Below are 15,714 nucleotides of genomic sequence, written 5' to 3'. Positions count from 1 at the left end.
TGTCAAATCTGTGAGCTGGACCAAGTATAAATACATATTTAATCTCTCTGGATAACAGTTCTTTGTATCCATAAGCAGCTGTCTGTCCAGACCAAGCTAGGCCTGCATGAGGCTCTATTAATGCAATAGGCCTCTCTTTTGACTTAGCCTCTACTTCATCTAAAAAAGAGCTTATCATCTCTTTAAGTTCATTTGGTTCTTCAGGGTACCAACCGCTACAGCTGGAATTTAATGTCTTTGCATCTGCTTCTTTTACCATGGTGTACACCCCCAGTAACAGTATTAGGATTATAAATATTTTCTTCATCCTGCTAGGCCATGTTTTAAATACATATCTCTGTTAAAAAGCATCTTCTTTCTCATTCTAGACATAGGAGAGCTCTCTTTACTCCATTTAATCGGAATAAAGCTTAAAATAATAGTCAGAAAAATAAATTTAGCGCTTAAGGCCAGAAATCTCTTTCTTGTTATCTCCAAATGCAATAGATTGTCTAATTTATACATCAGTCTTTCTATGCTTTTATACATTATCTCTTCCACTCTCCTGCAATTATTTTTGAGCAATTAGGGCATCTGTTATTCTCTATCTTTAATTCTATTATTTTATAGCCTGTTCTTTCAATCAATATATTATTACAATTTGGGCAATAAGTATTCTCTTCTTTCACTCCATATACATTACCTATATATACATATTCAAGTCCTGCATCGCGGGCTATTGAATGAGCTTTTTTGAGCATCTCATATTGCGTAGCAGGGATATTTTTCATCAGATAGTGAGGCTGAAATCTGGAGAAATGTAAGGGGGTATCTGCTCCAAGATTTTTTCTTATCCAGAGAGCCATTCTCTCTATCTCTCTTAGATCATCATTTAGCGTCGGTATTATCAGGTTTGTTATTTCAAGCCAGACGCCCATCTCTTTTACTGTTAAGAGTGTATTTAAGACCGGTTTTAAGGCGCCGGTTGTTATCTGCCGATACATTTTATCGTTAAAAAACTTTAGATCTATATTGGCTGCGTCTATATGGCGGCATAGTTTACGCAGCGGCTTTTCGTTGCAGTATCCTGCAGTTACGATCACATTTTGTAAGCCCTGAGACTTAGCTGCCATAGAGGTGTCCAAGGTATATTCATAGTAGGCCAGGGGTTCGGTATAAGTATAGGCTATCATATTAGAACCATTCTTTTTTGCCAGAGAGACTACATCTTTAGGCTGCAGTGAATAAGAAGGTATATCTTCAGGATTACTCTGAGATATCTGCCAATTTTGGCAGTTTTTGCAGTGCAAGTTGCAACCTGCAGTTGCAATAGATAGTATTTTTTCTCCGGGGTTAAAATGAAAAAGCGGTTTCTTCTCAATAGGATCCATATGTATTGAACAGGGCCGGCCGTAAGTGAGCAGGATTAACTTGCCATTCTGATTGTAGCGGATCTTACAATCTCCCCTTAATCCGGGTTTTATCAAACATTGTTTGGGGCAGAGCTTGCATTGGACAGTATTCATAGAACTATTATATCAACATAGTAAATTATATTGAATTCTTTATATTGTTATCACTATAATCTATGATAATGAAAAGATTGGGGATTGCAGCTGTCTTTCTTTTAGTTTCAGGTTGTGTTACAACCGGACCCCCTGTCTATAGGGGGGAGATCTATCAGGCTCAGGAAGAGCTTAAATCTAAAGCCTTGAAGTATCGACTTGAAAAAGAGAGAGCTGTTGCAGCGGTAGGCTATGAAATTCTTAAGGCTCTACCGGATAACGGCAAGAGTTTTCCCTATTTAGGTGCTCGGTTTATTAAGATTGACCAATATTCAAAGAAGCTTTTTAATACTGCGAATAATTATGGTATCGCAGCTGCTTATGTAGTCAAAAGATCTGCGGCTGATAAATCTGGAATAAGAAGAGGGGATGTTATCAAAAAGATTAACGGGCGCATTATGAATACAGAGAGAGATTTAAAATATGTTTTGAATAATCTAAGACCTGGAGATAAGTTGGATTTTGAATTGATAAGATCCCAAAATCTCATAAAATCAACAGCTGTCTTAGAAAAAGTTGGACTTGAAGTAAGTTTCGGCATGTTGAATGAAGAGTCTGTTAATGCCGGTGCATCATCAAAAGAGGTGGTTGTAACATATGGCTTGATGAGATTTATTGAGTCAGAAGATGAGCTAGCTATTATTCTAGGCCATGAGCTTGCTCATATTGCCCGGGGTCATATCGGGAAACGCGTCGGAACCAATCTGTTCTCTATTTTACTCGGAGTAGCAGCTGGATATGGAGCAGAGAGCGTAGCTCCTGGCAGCGGTGATGTTGTAATGCGAGGTATTGGCGGTGCATTCAGCAGCTTATATTCCCGGGAGTTTGAGAGAGAAGCCGATTATTTTGGTATTCTTTATGCGTATAAAGCAGGCTATGATGTCAGAGCTGGCATTGATGTCTGGGAGAGATTTGCTATAGAGATGCCTGAATCAATGGTCCGGGACTTCTATAACAGCCATCCTACTTCAACAGAACGGTTATTGAGGATAGAGAAAATTGTAAGAGATTTAGAAGAGGGTAGGATTAATGTTAATTAGTGCTGTTATTTTGTAGTTATATTGAACGTTGTTTCTTGATAGAATATGTAAATCATGGAAGTATTAATCACTGTGTTTTTTTTAATTCTGGTTTTAATATCTTTTCTGTTTGCTCTCTTTGGAGGTTTTGGCAACCTGCTGATCTTGGCGTTCTCTTTTATCTACTCTGCCCTAACAAGCTTTGAGATAATATCGCCCAAGGTTCTCCTGGCTCTGGCTTTGATATATCTAACAGGTGAGCTGTTTGAATATATATTTATAATACTTGGAGTTAAGATCTCAGGGGCCGGTAAGAGGGCCGGCTGGGGGGCTATTATAGGCGGTTTAGTAGCAGCAGCTGTCTCGCTTGCATTTTTAGGAACAGGTTTTATCCCTCTGACAATAGCAGGAGTTTTTCTAGGCGCTTTTATTATTGAGCTTAAAGAGAAAAAAGATATATTCAAGGCTTTCCGCGCAGGTCTAGGCTCTTTTCTGGGCAGGTTTGGAGCGGTAGTATTTAAATTAATATTAGGTGTTTTAATGATCTGTATTATAGTGGGTCATGTTCTGAGTTATTTAATATAATTTAATATCTAAAATATTTTTATGAAATGTGTTGTTTTTGATTGTGAGACTACCGGCTTAAGTCCCTATTCGGGTGATAAAATCTGTGAGATTGGAGCAGTTAAGTTAGATGGCGATAAGATCATAGATCAATACTGCCATCTAATCAATCCCGAGAGAGATGTATCTTATGCGGCTTACATGGTAAACAAGATAACTCAAAGTATGTTAAGAGATGCTCCAACAATAGATGAGATACTGCCGTCATTCTTAAAGTTTATAGAAGGTAATAAGCTTGCCGCTTACAATGCAGGATTTGATATTTCCTTTTTAAACTCAGCACTTCACGATTGTGGTTATAAAGATGTCGATTCCAAGGAAGTTATAGATATCTATATTTTAGCAAAGAAGATGCTGCCTGATTTAGAGAAGTATCCTCTTTGGAATGTAGCTAAAAGCTTAGAGCTGCCAATAGCTGTGACTCATCGTGCTTTAGACGATGCTCAGCTTACTGCAGATGTTTTTTTAAAGTTGACCGAGATGGGAGCTGATAAGTTTTTAAAAATAATATGTTTAGATTATGCTCAAAAGACAAAGATTATTGAAGGTGCAATACGCAGCAAGCAACCTCTAAAGATTAGATTTACTAGCAAGAGCGGTAATAGTTTAGAAAAGAATATAGTGCCTTACAGGATAAAAGAGCTTAACGGGGAAGAGGTTTTGTGTTTTGAATCCGAGCATTCATCTGGCTCTATAGCTTTGCATCTCATTGAAGAGGTAGTGCTATGATTTTAGCTTCGATTGCGATGCTCTTTGTGGCGGTATTCTTTGCTTTTATTGTCTGGCTGGTCTATAAAAGATTTTGGGTTAAGATTGACCCTAAATTAGAAGAGGCCATGGGGATGCTTACTGGTTTAAATTGCGGCGCCTGCGGTTTCTCCAGCTGCGAGATTTTTGCTAAGGCTGTCTCTGAAGGTAAAGAGGCTCGATGTCCGATGCTTGATAATGGTAAGATGTCAAAACTCTATAATATTTTAGGAACTAAGGGTCAGGAATCAACTCTTAAGAAGGCCATAGTGCTTTGTAAGGGTACTGATAAAGACAAGAAGTTCTATGCTCAGTATAAAGGAATAGGGAGTTGCCATGCTGCAAGCCTCAATGCTGCTTATCAGGGCTGTAGTTATGGCTGCCTTGGTTTTGGCGATTGTATCAAGTCCTGTCCTGTATCTGCAATATCACTAAGAGATGGTCTTGTCATTGTTGATATGGATAAATGTATCGGCTGCGGTCTCTGTGTGAAAGAATGCCCTAGAGGAATTATTGAGCTCATTGATTATAACGGAAAGTTTATTGTTTCTGTAGCCTGCTCCAATAAAGATAGTATTTTAGAGGTTAAAGAGGCCTGTAAAGTTGGCTGCATTGGCTGCAGCCTGTGTGTTAAGCTGTCATCTAAGGGCAGTTTTAAGATGGAAGATAAGCTTGCTAAGGTAAGTTATAGCGGTAGTGATTTAGATAGAGAAGAAGATTATAAGAAGATTGCAGATAAGTGTCCTATGCATACTATAGAGATAGAATATTCAAAAGAAAAAGCAGGGGTTTGAAATGGAGAGATTTGCGGTTTTTGTTTCAGGTAACGGATCTAATCTAGAAGCGATAATAGAGGCGATAGGGAATGGGAAGATAGAGGCTAAGCTCTCTCTCGTTGTTTCTGATAATGCTAGTGCCTATGCTTTAAAAAGGGCAGCTAAAGCTGGAATTGAAAGATTCTGCTTTGATCCCAAAGATTATTGCAAAAGAGAAGATTATGAGGCTTTAATAATAAAAGAGTTAAAGGAAAAAGGTGTTGATTTTATAGTGCTTGCAGGATTTATGAGGATCTTAAGCTCTTATTTTGTCAATAGGTATAAGAATAAAATTTTAAATATTCACCCTGCATTGCTTCCCTCTTTTCCCGGAGCGCATGCCGTAAGAGATACTCTTCGGTCTGGAGCGGATCAAACAGGTGTAACAGTACATTTTGTTAACGAAGGGGTTGACTCTGGGCCGATAATAGTGCAAGATATAGAACCTATTAGAGTTGATGATACAGAAGAGACTCTAACGGAGAGATTGCATAAGATCGAGCATAAGTTATATCCTGAAGTGATAGATCTTTTTGCCAAAGAGAAAATTTTAGTAGAAGATAGAGCTGTTAAAATCATAATTAAAGGAGAACAAGATGAAAATTAAAGAGATTAAAGCGCGTGAGATTTTAGACTCACGAGGTAATCCGACAGTTGAAGCAGATGTTATTTTAGAAGATTCTACTTTAGGTAGAGCAGCTGTACCTTCTGGTGCTTCAACAGGAGAATATGAAGCATTAGAGTTAAGAGATGGAGACAGCAAAAGGTATCTAGGTAAAGGGGTGCTTAAAGCAGTAGATAATATTATAAACCAAATAGCACCTGCACTTATCGATAAAGATGTTGGAAATCAGAGAGAGATCGATAATATCATGCTCTCTCTCGATGGCACAGAAGAGAAAAAGAATTTAGGAGCCAATGCGATATTGGCTGTATCTATGGCTTCAGCTAAAGCTGCAAGTGCTAGTCTTAAGAAGCCGCTCTATGAGCATATTCACCAAGGCGAAGAGTTTCTTCTTCCAGTGCCGTTGATGAATATAATAAATGGCGGTCAACATGCCGACAACAATCTTGATATTCAAGAGTTTATGATAGTTCCGGTTAATTTCCCTACTTTTAGGGAGGCTTTACGTGCCGGAGCCGAAGTTTTTCATTCATTGAAGAAAATATTAAAATCCAGAAGACTCTCTACTGCAGTTGGAGATGAGGGTGGAGTTGCGCCTGATTTAGATTCAGACGAAGAAGCGTTAAAGGTTATTATGGAAGCAATTGAAGGAGCAAATTATAAGGCAGGAGAAGAGATTTTTATAGCTCTAGATTCTGCAGCCTCTTCTTTCTATCGTGATGGAGTATATAAGTTCCGCGGTGAGAGTTTAACAGCTGAAGCAATGGTCGAATACTATAAAAATATAGTCAGTAAATATCCTATAATCTCAATAGAGGACGGATTAGATGAGAATGATTGGGAAGGTTGGGATGTATTAAGCAAAGAGTTGGGTGAGAAATTACAACTTGTCGGAGATGATCTTTTTGTAACAAATGCAAAGATATTACAGAGAGGAATAGATGGAGAGATTGCTAATGCAATATTGATAAAAGTAAATCAGATAGGCACTCTTACCGAAACATTAGATACTATGAAACTTGCTAAGGACTCTGGTTACAATAGAGTCATATCGCATAGGTCTGGTGAGACCGAAGATACTTTTATTGCTCATCTTGCCGTTGCAACTTCTGCAGGTCAGATAAAAACAGGTTCTTTGTCTAGATCTGAAAGAATAGCAAAATATAATGAGTTGCTTAGAATAGAAGAAGAGTTGTCTGGTAAGTCAAAGTTTGCAGGAGCGCTATGGTTAGAAGGGTTAAAAAAAGGTTTTTGCAAGGCCTAGGCCTGATTTTATTGCTGGGATTTATATATTATCCCGGATATAAAAAGGTTCAGGAGGCGAAGATGCGGAATAGAATTCTAGAAGAAGAGCTCTCTTCGTTGTCTGCAAAAAATAAAGAACTTAAGAAAAAGCTTGAACTTTTGGAAACAGATATGGTATATATAGAAAAGCGTGCCCGGGAAAAACTGGGAGTAGTAGGTGAGGGCGAGATAATCTACGACTTTGTAACTGAGAACTAATAACAATGATCGCGGGGTGGAGCAGTCTGGTAGCTCGTCGGGCTCATAACCCGGAGGCCGCAGGTTCAAATCCTGCCCCCGCAACCATTTTTCATTTACTTGACATAATTTTATGAATATGGTATTTTTTAAGACTGCCTTTATACAAAGATAAAGATGATGAAGACATACATGAAAAGAAAAGAAGATATGGTGAGCAGGAAGTGCTACCTTGTTGATGCCGAAGGCAAAATATTAGGTAGGCTTGGTACTACTATAGCTAAGCTGCTGATGGGTAAAGATTCTCCGGATTATACCCCTCATGTTGATTCTGGAGCCACCGTGATTGTAATAAATGCTGAAAAAGTTAAGCTTAGCGGTAAAAAATCTATGACTAAGAGTTATCAGAGTTATAGCGGTTATCCTGGAGGGTTAAAAGAGACCAATATAAGAAATATGCTTGTCCGTAAGCCTGGGTATGTTATAAGGCATGCTGTTAAGGGCATGATATCTAAGAATAAGCTCTTAGCGCGTAGAATGACTAGGCTTAAGATTTATAAAGGGCCTGAGCATCCTCATAGAGCTCAGAGTCCGATACTTTTGGAGGTAGATTAGTATGGTGGACATAGAGATTACAGAGACAACAGATAAAGTAGAGGTCAAGAAGACAAAAGTGCTTGCAACTGGTAAGCGAAAGACTTCGGTAGCTAGAGTGCATCTAAAAGATGGTAGCGGTAAGATTGTTATAAATGGAAAAGATCTTGATGAATATTTCCCAAGAATGTTATATAGACAGCAGATAACGGCGCCTTTGGAGGCGACTGGATCTTTAAAGAAGTTTGATGTAAAAGCAAAAGTAGAAGGAGGAGGACTTACCGGGCAAGCTGGAGCTGTTGGCTTGGGTGTTGCGCGGGCACTTGTTCTCTATGACGAATCAAACCGAGGTCCATTAAGAGATAAAAGCCTTTTGACTCGCGACCCCAGAATGGTAGAGAGGAAAAAATACGGGCTTAGAAAAGCAAGACGGGCACCTCAGTATTCGAAACGTTAATCTAATTCGAAAAGAACTGTTCCTCCGTTAATTTTAATTATTTTTAATCTTTCCTTATTTTTGTTTATCCAAGGATAGATATATTTTATCATCTCAGAGTTAAATCTATCAGCCAGTATGTGGGTTACCCCCTTTTTTTCTATATGAGCTGTTATCTTTTCCATGTCGTAGCTATAAGGCGTGTAGGTGCCTTTTTTTGACGAGAGCATGTATATTAAGGCAGTATTTTTAGATAGTATTACAGGTTCTTGAGGAAGATTATCTTTAATCCAACTACTCAACTGAACTAACTCATTAACTTCTGCCGGATGTATCCTATTCACGGTTATTTCAAGTAATAATTCTTTAAGTCCGGAGTAAAGGATGGATATTATAACCGTTAGGTATATTATCCTTTTGATGGCCGACGGCGTTCCTATAATTAGCGATTTGAACCCGCAATATAGATAGATAAGCATTATAAATAGAATAGGGTAGATGAACCTTGTATTTTGCCAGGGCCAGATAATAAAGAAAGAGATGTAGGTAGTAAAAAAAACAAAAAATATTGTTTTGTAAAAATTAGGTCTTATGTTGTACATGCCTAAGCATAGTAATGTCCAGAACAATGCTGCATAAAGAGATATTCCAAAAGAGGGAAGATTGAATGTCTCTTTTGGTATATTTAGGAAATAAAATTTAATATTATTTACTGCTCTAATTATTAAACATCCAATGTCGATATATCCTTGTTCAGGTGTAAAGGCATCTTTATATAAAAGATATTTAATATGATAGAGGTAGTTTTCTGGGGCTGTTCTTGATTGGATAACATGCATGGTGAGTATAGTTATTATAGCTAAGATTGCCGTCATCATAAATAGGCTTCGATCTCTTTTGGTGCAGCTATAGATAAAAAGAGGTATTAACATGAGGCTTCCTATTGTGCGAGTAAATATTAAAAAATATGTTGTTACCAAAAGCAGCCCTAAGTATATTTTTTTATCTTTTTGGAAATATCTGTGCAGCAGCCATAAGGATAATAATAGAAAGAGCATAAAAGGAGCCTCTGTAAGCACCTTATTACTGAATCTGATAAAGATAGGCATACTCATTAAAGATATTGAGAGCAAGAGCGCCTCTTTTTTGCTAAATAGTTTTAAGGTTAAACTAAAAAACAATAATATAGATAAGAGGCTGAAAATAAGTATTAGTATTTTTAATGGATAAGGGTTTAAGCCAAATATTCTTATTAAAGGAGCCAGAATGTATGGGAATATGTAGTTGTTGTAGAAAACAGGATTATTATCTATTTCAGATATTGCTCTATAGCCGTTACCGGATGCTATTGAATCTGCCGTTGTTATATATCTTGGACTGTCAAAAGATATATCTATGACCGGGTCTATTAGCATTGCTCCATAGAAAATGATAAAGGAAAAAATGAGAAATCTTTTCATTTAATTAGAGTAATAAATGAGTGTTAAAAATAAGGCCGCTGGTTAACCTATCTCGAGCACTCTCTCTATACATTGAATAAGCTCTTCCGGCGTTACTGGCTTTGCAAGAAAAGTTCTTCCCCCTATGGTTCCGTAGTGGGAGTCGACTTCTTTTTTGCGCGTTAAGGCTGTTACGAATACAATAGGAATATGTTTTGTAGTCTCGTTTTTTAAAAGATGTTCTGCAGCCTCTGAGCCATCCATAACAGGCATTAGAAGATCTAGCAGTATTAAGTCTGGTTTTTTTTCTTTCGCCATCTCTATTCCTTTAATACCGCTAGTTGCTGTTGAGACTTCAAATCTACCAGTATCTTCTAAATTTAGTTTTACAAAATGACAGAAATCTTCTTCATCGTCGATTAAAAGTATTTTTTTACTCATCTGTACGCTCCTTTTTAGACCGGCAGTTTAATTCTTACTTTTGCGCCTTCTCCAATACTGCTCTCTATGCCTATTGTACCATGATGCCTTCTTATTATACCTCTAGTTACCGGCAGCCCTAATCCAGCCGACTTCCTACCTCTTTTAGTAGTAAAGAAAGGGTCAAATACTTTGTTAAGGTTATTATCTGATATTCCGCAGCCATTATCATCGAATATTATTTCAATAAAGCTCTGCTTATCTATAGTTTTTTTATCAACAGATATATTTAAATTACCTTCATCTTTTATAGCGTCAACAGCGTTCATGACTATATTTAAAAAAACCTGCTTCATTAAGTGGTCATCTATATTTACTTTAGGTATCTCAGGGGCAAAACTTGTTTCTACTGCTATATTCTTCATATCAATTTGATATTTTGTTAAAGATAAAGTTTCTTTAATAAGATGTATAATATCCGATTTTTTAAATTTAGGAAATGCTGGCTGTGAATAATCTAAAAGATCTATTATTATTTTATCCGCCCTTAAGGCAGCTTTTTTTATTCTATCTGCTGCATCTATTAATTTGGGATCGACAGAAGAATTTTTAAGATATTCAATTCCTTGGATAATAATGGTAAGAGGATTTTTAATCTCATGGGCAACACCTGCAGATAACTGTCCTAAAGATGCCATCTTTTCTGCTTGGATAAGCTGGTTTTGAGATTCTCTTAGATCATCTATCATTTTGTTGAAGGCATTTGTTAAGTCACCGATTTCATCCGTTGATTTTATAGGTACCGTTTTTTTAAATCTACCTTGTCCTACTTCTAGGGCGTTATTTCTTAATTGAACTAAGGGTACTGTTATCGTATTTCTAAAATAGATTATGCTAAATAATATTAGGAGTATATTGACAAATAATCCTCCTAGCGCTATTCCATAGAGAAAATATCTTGTTCTCTCTTGGCCTGAGCGCATCATTATTATCTTTTCATAAACAAATTGGTGGAATTTTTCAGAGATCATTAAGGCATTAGATATATTAAGCTCTAGTCTCTTAAGTAAGACTTCGGTTTCAGACGGAGGCCTCTCTTTCTCTATATCAAATGCTTCAAAGGCGATCTTCTTAGCTTGAGCATATTCCGTTGTGACATAGTTTAAAAGTTTTCTACCTTCAATGTCGTCTATTTCAAGCCGATATGTTTTATCGAGAATCTCTTCTATGTTAACGCTTGCCTGTTGAAAGAAGCTCTTTTTTTGGTTAAAATTTTCAATCGGTATTATTAGTTGCGCGAAAGAGCGCTCCAGGCTTTTTGCCAAATCGAGTATTTCGATATCATCCTGCAGTTCTTCAATGTAATATTCGTGATGCTTGGCGACATGTATATAGCTGATTGCAATGATTGCTATTTCAACGATGAGGATAGTAAAGAAAATTCCAAATTTAGAACTTAATTTAATTCGCATTTTTTGTATTCATAAATGTATAATAATGTAAGCTTAATCATTATATACCTTTATTTTATTTCTTCAAAATATAAAATGTATATAAAGCTATGTTGCTTGAAATAATTTATTTTATCTGGTATAAGAATAGAACCTCAATATCGGGGTGTGGCTTAGCTTGGTTTAGAGCGCCTGGTTTGGGACCAGGAAGTCGGGAGTTCGAATCTCCCCACCCCGATTGCAATATTGTAAAATAGAGCTACAATATATTAAATATGCGCCTGTAGCTCTATCGGACAGAGCATCTGCCTTCTAAACCGAACCAGCCTAATTTCCTAACTCGTTGATTTTACTGTAACTACATTATCTATCAAGCGATTACCCTAAAATCCAAAGTACACCCAAGTACATTGATGTACATCTACGTACATTTAAATTGTCCCCATATTGTCCCCAGTAATTATTGAGGGTAGGGGGTACCGTAAAAAGTCGAGTAGGGGGTATGTGTAGTACATAGTACTTGGGACCCCTATTGATGTCTGTCTATCAGGATATATTTGTTTTTTAACCCCAATTTGACTAGTACTCTGTATATGGTATATATAAAGAGGGGAATTGGTACAGATTATGATGAGCCTAAAAGTTAAAGGTATTGTTTTATTTATAGTGGGGGTAGTTTTGTTTTCTCATCTCGCACAGGCAAGGCGGGTAATTGGAAATGATAGAAGTCAGGGAGTTATGACTATATCTTCGAATTCTTTAGCATCTATTTCCATTACAGTAAAAAAGATGGGAGAAGCAGCTCTTTCGGTCTTTGAAGCATTTGAAGAACTTTTTACTCAGGCTGCAAGAAGTGGAGTCGTAACCTCTGTTTAGGTTGTATTTCACAATGTAACAAAAATAGATGTAGATTTATTGCAAGGCAGATTAATAGCAATGCAAAACAGAGGGGAAATAAAAGAGTTAGAATTTTCGGCGCAACAAGATGTGTTGTGTGCTGAATTTGACATTCCTCGAATTCTTGTTGAGAAAGAGGGGCTAATGGTAAGAGATATTGTGATAGCAATTGACCATCATGAACATTTCCGGATATCTGATGAAGAGTTAGTACGAAAATTACCTTTCGGGATGGAGCTTATCAGAAATTCCGATTATTCTTCGGATTTGAATTGTATTGGTTATGCACTCGGGAGATTGCATAAAGTTGACCAGAAAGAACTTATTGCTCTTATCGAAGATGGTATTTATGAAGAAGTTAGGAGTCCGGAAGATAGACGGGAAGGAGACCTTGCTGTTTCCTGGAACGAGAAAGAGGACACAATACTCCATGCAGGGAAACGTACTATCGATGATAGGGTTGAGTCAATATGGGGTGAAGGAGGGCCGGGCTTTAGGCATGGCACGGGAGAGGGAGAAATTCCGCTTTCCTGGAGAAATATTAAATATTATCGTTTATCCTCAGATGTCAGTTCTACTGATAGTGAATAGAACATAAGAAACAATCGGGGCAGGAAAAGTTTTTGAATATTTTATTTAGTTTTCAATTTATACTAATTTGTATGGATTTATACCTATTTAGACAGAGAAGGGACACAAAAAGGGCACAATTTGAGAGGGGTTAAGATTTCCTGATAGATTTTCTGAATAACCACAACAAGAAGGCGGAGATACTATCAAAGCCTTGCTGCTTAGCTTCTTTCTTAATTTTATCTTTCTCTGTCTTAGATACTCTTATTTGAAGGTATTCGTCTTTGTTCATAATGGTAGCTTTAACATTTTGTCACTACAATGTCAATGTTTGACTCTACAAACCAATTCGGGAGTATAGGGTGGGGTGTTGGTGTTGGAGTCCGGAGAATCAGAATTATCTTATGTTTTTAATTGGGGAATAATTATTTTTACATGTTTATAAGTAGGATGTTTCAATATATTTTTGTTAAATCTTATTTTTCATATCAATATTAGCTAATATTGAATCCATTGTTTTCAGCTACTTGTTATAGTATAAGATTGAATTTTATCTCTCTTTATGTTATTAAATTACAATGCGCCTGTAGCTCAATCGGACAGAGCATCTGCCTTCTAAGCAGAGGGTTGGGGGTTCGATTCCCTCCAGGCGTATGTATTTCTAAGTATGGCGGGCGTAGCTCAGTTGGCAGAGCGCTTGACTGTGGCGAAGTGACCCCCCTTAATCTTATTTAGCCCTCCAATTTGACTATTACCGTATATATGGCATACTTTATAAAGAGGGAAATTGGTACAAAATATGTCAAATCTAAAGACCAAAGGGATTATTTTATTTATGGTGGGGGCTATTTTATTTTCTTGTCCTGCAGATGCAAGGAGGTTGAGGGATGACATTGATTTAAAGCAAACTCCAGACAATATTCAGCAATTAAGGCAAGCTTTAGAAAAAGTTGTAGAACTAGTACCACGAATTAGATTTGACCCTGAACTTATTAATAGTTCACAAGAATTATATTTTATTCTCCAAAAAATGAGAGAGTTAAAGCTTAGCCCCGAATTTATTTTAAATGTTCATCAAATAATCGAAGAAGTAGAAGCTGTTGCTTCAAGTAAGTTGAGTATAGCTATAAAGACCGATTTAATTCTCATTCGACCAAAAGGATGTAATGCCGGAGCAGATTTAGTTACTAGGAACGAGGGTGTTGAAATGGCATGGCTTGGAATTGATGACCGCAGGTTTGGAAATAAAGAATATCTTTCAGTGATAGAGCTTGATTTGGATGGTTTGTTTGAACTGTATGAACTAACCAGCGGGAATTATGCAGATGTTCTAACAACGGTTATTGCTCATGAGTTAGGACATAATTTATCTGAGTTGTCAGCTAGAACAAACAACGATTTGATAAGGTTGATACAAGAAGGATTTAATTCTCGTTATGCAGGAGTGATTCAGTTTGATTTCAGCTCATATAGTGTCTATTTTGATAATGGATATCTTTCTGTGGAAAAATTGGAAGATGTCATAGGTAGATTACATGAAATAATAGCCGATAAAATCGCTTCGCAATTAACAAATATTTCTTCAATGATAGCTAGAGAGGAAATGGAGGAGGCGAAACGTGAGATTGTGCATGATGTGCTAGTTCCGAATGGCATTGATATAATTTACGATGCTTGGCGAGTTGCTAAGGTACGTTTCTTGGGCCTTAATGATGAGGCAACTATGATAGAATCAAATTTTGAAAAGCTTGCCATGGAATCAGGACAATCAGAGCAAATAAAACTTTTCAGAAAACTAGTTTTTGATTTTGAAAGTTGCTATAGAAATTGGGGGTTAAATGTACCATAGAATATTAATGTTCAGAAAAAGTAGGACAAATGTTTTAATAATTGGATTGGTTTGTTTGCTACTGTTTTTATTTATACTTCCTGCAGATGCTAGAAGGATAAAAGAGGGGAATTGGTATAAATATGAAGATTAATAGGTATTATGTGGTATTTTTCTATACTATTTTAATGATATTTATTCTATGTCCAAGTTGTGTTTGGGCAAGAAGAATAATTGATAGATTGGATTGCATAGAAGCGGTAGGAGATTTTGATTTTCAAAGACAGATCGATAGCTTATTGAATGAACCTGTTTTTAAAGTTTTAGTCCAAGAGATTGAGAAAACAGGTGTTCGTAGGATCTATATTGTATCAGGTGATAACTGGGGACATGTTGTATATTCTGATAGAGTTAAGGTCACAATTCTAGCAGCCATATCAAACACAGAAGAGATGCCTTATAAGATGAGTCTTCCTTACGAAGGAGATGGAGTAATATTTGCTCCTTCTATAAAAGATTTAGACCCATCTGTTAGAATTATGCTTCTCCATGAATGTAGCCATTTATTGAGAAGGGTGCAAGGTTCTGATGTTGCGTTAAGTTTTTATCAATTATCAGATTATATAAAACGTTCCGAAGATTTAGATTCTTTGGAAATATTTATTTTAGATAGATTTGTTTTACATGAACTTGAAAATTTAGATTTACTTAGGTTTCAAATAAAAAATGTAGATTCAGAAAGTAGCATCTATAGAGTGAGTGATATTGTTGAATATGTTGAAGTCAGGATAGGCCAAATTAACTCTCTGCTTAAAAGACAGGTAAACGTTCTAGAAGATGAATTAGTTAAGCATCACTTTGTAGCTTCTTATTTAAGCTGTGTTATGCCATTCGAATTAGAAGGTGGGTATGAGGATATAGCGTCAGTATTTAGGGCAAAAATAATATCTGCGTATAGCAATAGATTGTCACAAGATGATATTTTTAGTTTGATTGATAGTGTTGTTAATCCTCTTAGAGATATAATTAAAATAGAAGGCGGCTGTCCTTCTTTCGAAAGTTTAGAATCCATAGTGTTTCTTAAGTAATAAAATCCCTTTTATTTATCTCTCGGGTTATGGTGCTTGGAGATCTATGGAGATTTTTAGCTACTTCCCTGAGACTCTTTCCTGATGCAACTTGTCGAGAAATTTCTTCTCGTTCAAAACACTTAAGTCTTTGAT

19 protein-coding genes, 3 tRNA genes and 1 pseudogene are annotated in these 15,714 nt (G+C 36.6%); 16 read left to right on the top strand and 7 right to left on the bottom strand.

What is annotated here, in order from left to right; translation table 11 throughout:
* The 3 genes from amrB to amrS all read right to left on the bottom strand — a co-directional run.
* The coding region (gene amrB / locus P9X27_05050; GenBank protein ID MDP8253746.1) for an AmmeMemoRadiSam system protein B at positions 1–259 on the bottom strand (259 nt) is incomplete at its 3' end.
* A gap of 44 nt (positions 260–303) precedes the next feature.
* Positions 304–528, bottom strand: coding sequence for a hypothetical protein (locus P9X27_05045; protein ID MDP8253745.1), 225 nt, complete (start codon positions 526–528; stop codon positions 304–306).
* On the bottom strand, positions 528–1,505 hold the full coding sequence (gene amrS, locus P9X27_05040; protein ID MDP8253744.1) for an AmmeMemoRadiSam system radical SAM enzyme: 978 nt from the start codon (positions 1,503–1,505) through the stop codon (positions 528–530). Before amrS ends, P9X27_05045 begins: the two co-directional genes overlap by 1 nt.
* 68 nt (positions 1,506–1,573) lie before the next feature.
* On the opposite strand from amrS, the gene P9X27_05035 reads away from it, so the two are divergent.
* From P9X27_05035 to rpsI, 10 genes are all read left to right on the top strand, one after another.
* Positions 1,574–2,584: a M48 family metallopeptidase gene (locus P9X27_05035; GenBank protein MDP8253743.1), complete on the top strand. Its 1,011-nt coding sequence runs from the start codon at positions 1,574–1,576 to the stop codon at positions 2,582–2,584.
* A 54-nt stretch (positions 2,585–2,638) separates the two neighbouring features.
* Entirely contained in the window at positions 2,639–3,148 is a 510-nt protein-coding gene (locus P9X27_05030) for a DUF456 domain-containing protein (GenBank protein MDP8253742.1), read from the top strand.
* Positions 3,149–3,169: 21 nt separating this feature from the next.
* On the top strand, positions 3,170–3,916 hold the full coding sequence (locus P9X27_05025) for a 3'-5' exonuclease (GenBank protein ID MDP8253741.1): 747 nt from the start codon (positions 3,170–3,172) through the stop codon (positions 3,914–3,916).
* Positions 3,913–4,728: a 4Fe-4S binding protein gene (locus P9X27_05020; GenBank protein MDP8253740.1), complete on the top strand. Its 816-nt coding sequence runs from the start codon at positions 3,913–3,915 to the stop codon at positions 4,726–4,728. Before P9X27_05025 ends, P9X27_05020 begins: the two co-directional genes overlap by 4 nt.
* Position 4,729: 1 nt before the next feature.
* Positions 4,730–5,356, top strand: a complete 627-nt coding sequence (gene purN / locus P9X27_05015) for a phosphoribosylglycinamide formyltransferase (GenBank protein MDP8253739.1) — start codon at positions 4,730–4,732, stop codon at positions 5,354–5,356.
* Entirely contained in the window at positions 5,346–6,638 is a 1,293-nt protein-coding gene (eno, locus tag P9X27_05010; GenBank protein MDP8253738.1) for a phosphopyruvate hydratase, read from the top strand. Before purN ends, eno begins: the two co-directional genes overlap by 11 nt.
* Entirely contained in the window at positions 6,599–6,877 is a 279-nt protein-coding gene (locus P9X27_05005; protein ID MDP8253737.1) for a septum formation initiator family protein, read from the top strand. Before eno ends, P9X27_05005 begins: the two co-directional genes overlap by 40 nt.
* A gap of 10 nt (positions 6,878–6,887) precedes the next feature.
* Positions 6,888–6,964: transfer RNA gene (locus P9X27_05000), tRNA-Met, on the top strand.
* 72 nt (positions 6,965–7,036) lie between these two features.
* Positions 7,037–7,471 carry a 50S ribosomal protein L13 gene (gene rplM, locus P9X27_04995; GenBank protein MDP8253736.1) on the top strand — a complete coding sequence of 145 codons (435 nt, stop codon included), beginning with the start codon at positions 7,037–7,039 and terminating at the stop codon, positions 7,469–7,471.
* A 1-nt stretch (position 7,472) separates the two neighbouring features.
* Positions 7,473–7,907 (top strand): 30S ribosomal protein S9, encoded by a 435-nt coding sequence (gene rpsI, locus P9X27_04990; protein MDP8253735.1) that lies wholly within the window; start codon positions 7,473–7,475, stop codon positions 7,905–7,907.
* On the opposite strand, the gene P9X27_04985 is transcribed toward rpsI, so the two are convergent.
* The 3 genes from P9X27_04985 to P9X27_04975 all read right to left on the bottom strand — a co-directional run bounded on the left by P9X27_04985 (position 7,904) and on the right by P9X27_04975 (position 11,217).
* The gene (locus P9X27_04985; protein MDP8253734.1) at positions 7,904–9,301 is read right to left on the bottom strand and encodes a glycosyltransferase family 39 protein; all 1,398 of its coding nucleotides are present in this window, start codon (positions 9,299–9,301) and stop codon (positions 7,904–7,906) included. The genes rpsI and P9X27_04985 overlap by 4 nt on opposite strands.
* Before the next feature lie 87 nt (positions 9,302–9,388).
* Positions 9,389–9,766 carry a response regulator gene (locus tag P9X27_04980; GenBank protein ID MDP8253733.1) on the bottom strand — a complete coding sequence of 126 codons (378 nt, stop codon included), beginning with the start codon at positions 9,764–9,766 and terminating at the stop codon, positions 9,389–9,391.
* A 14-nt stretch (positions 9,767–9,780) separates the two neighbouring features.
* The gene (locus tag P9X27_04975) at positions 9,781–11,217 is read right to left on the bottom strand and encodes an ATP-binding protein (GenBank protein ID MDP8253732.1); all 1,437 of its coding nucleotides are present in this window, start codon (positions 11,215–11,217) and stop codon (positions 9,781–9,783) included.
* A 141-nt stretch (positions 11,218–11,358) separates the two neighbouring features.
* On the opposite strand from P9X27_04975, the gene P9X27_04970 reads away from it, so the two are divergent.
* From P9X27_04970 to P9X27_04945, 6 genes are all read left to right on the top strand, one after another.
* A tRNA-Pro gene (locus tag P9X27_04970) sits at positions 11,359–11,434 on the top strand.
* A 389-nt stretch (positions 11,435–11,823) separates the two neighbouring features.
* Entirely contained in the window at positions 11,824–12,072 is a 249-nt protein-coding gene (locus P9X27_04965; GenBank protein ID MDP8253731.1) for a hypothetical protein, read from the top strand.
* A 60-nt stretch (positions 12,073–12,132) separates the two neighbouring features.
* On the top strand, positions 12,133–12,684 hold the full coding sequence (locus tag P9X27_04960; GenBank protein MDP8253730.1) for a hypothetical protein: 552 nt from the start codon (positions 12,133–12,135) through the stop codon (positions 12,682–12,684).
* 559 nt (positions 12,685–13,243) lie between these two features.
* A tRNA-Arg gene (locus P9X27_04955) sits at positions 13,244–13,317 on the top strand.
* A gap of 145 nt (positions 13,318–13,462) precedes the next feature.
* Positions 13,463–14,512, top strand: coding sequence for a hypothetical protein (locus tag P9X27_04950; GenBank protein ID MDP8253729.1), 1,050 nt, complete (start codon positions 13,463–13,465; stop codon positions 14,510–14,512).
* 122 nt (positions 14,513–14,634) lie between these two features.
* Positions 14,635–15,579: a hypothetical protein gene (locus P9X27_04945; protein ID MDP8253728.1), complete on the top strand. Its 945-nt coding sequence runs from the start codon at positions 14,635–14,637 to the stop codon at positions 15,577–15,579.
* Positions 15,580–15,595: 16 nt separating this feature from the next.
* Here P9X27_04945 and P9X27_04940 read toward each other — a convergent pair.
* A pseudogene (locus tag P9X27_04940) lies at positions 15,596–15,714 on the bottom strand (helix-turn-helix domain-containing protein).

Source organism: Candidatus Kaelpia aquatica, assembly GCA_030765335.1.
Taxonomy (GTDB): domain Bacteria; phylum Omnitrophota; class Gorgyraeia; order Kaelpiales; family Kaelpiaceae; genus Kaelpia; species Kaelpia aquatica.
This window is presented reverse-complemented; position numbering and strand designations above follow the sequence as displayed.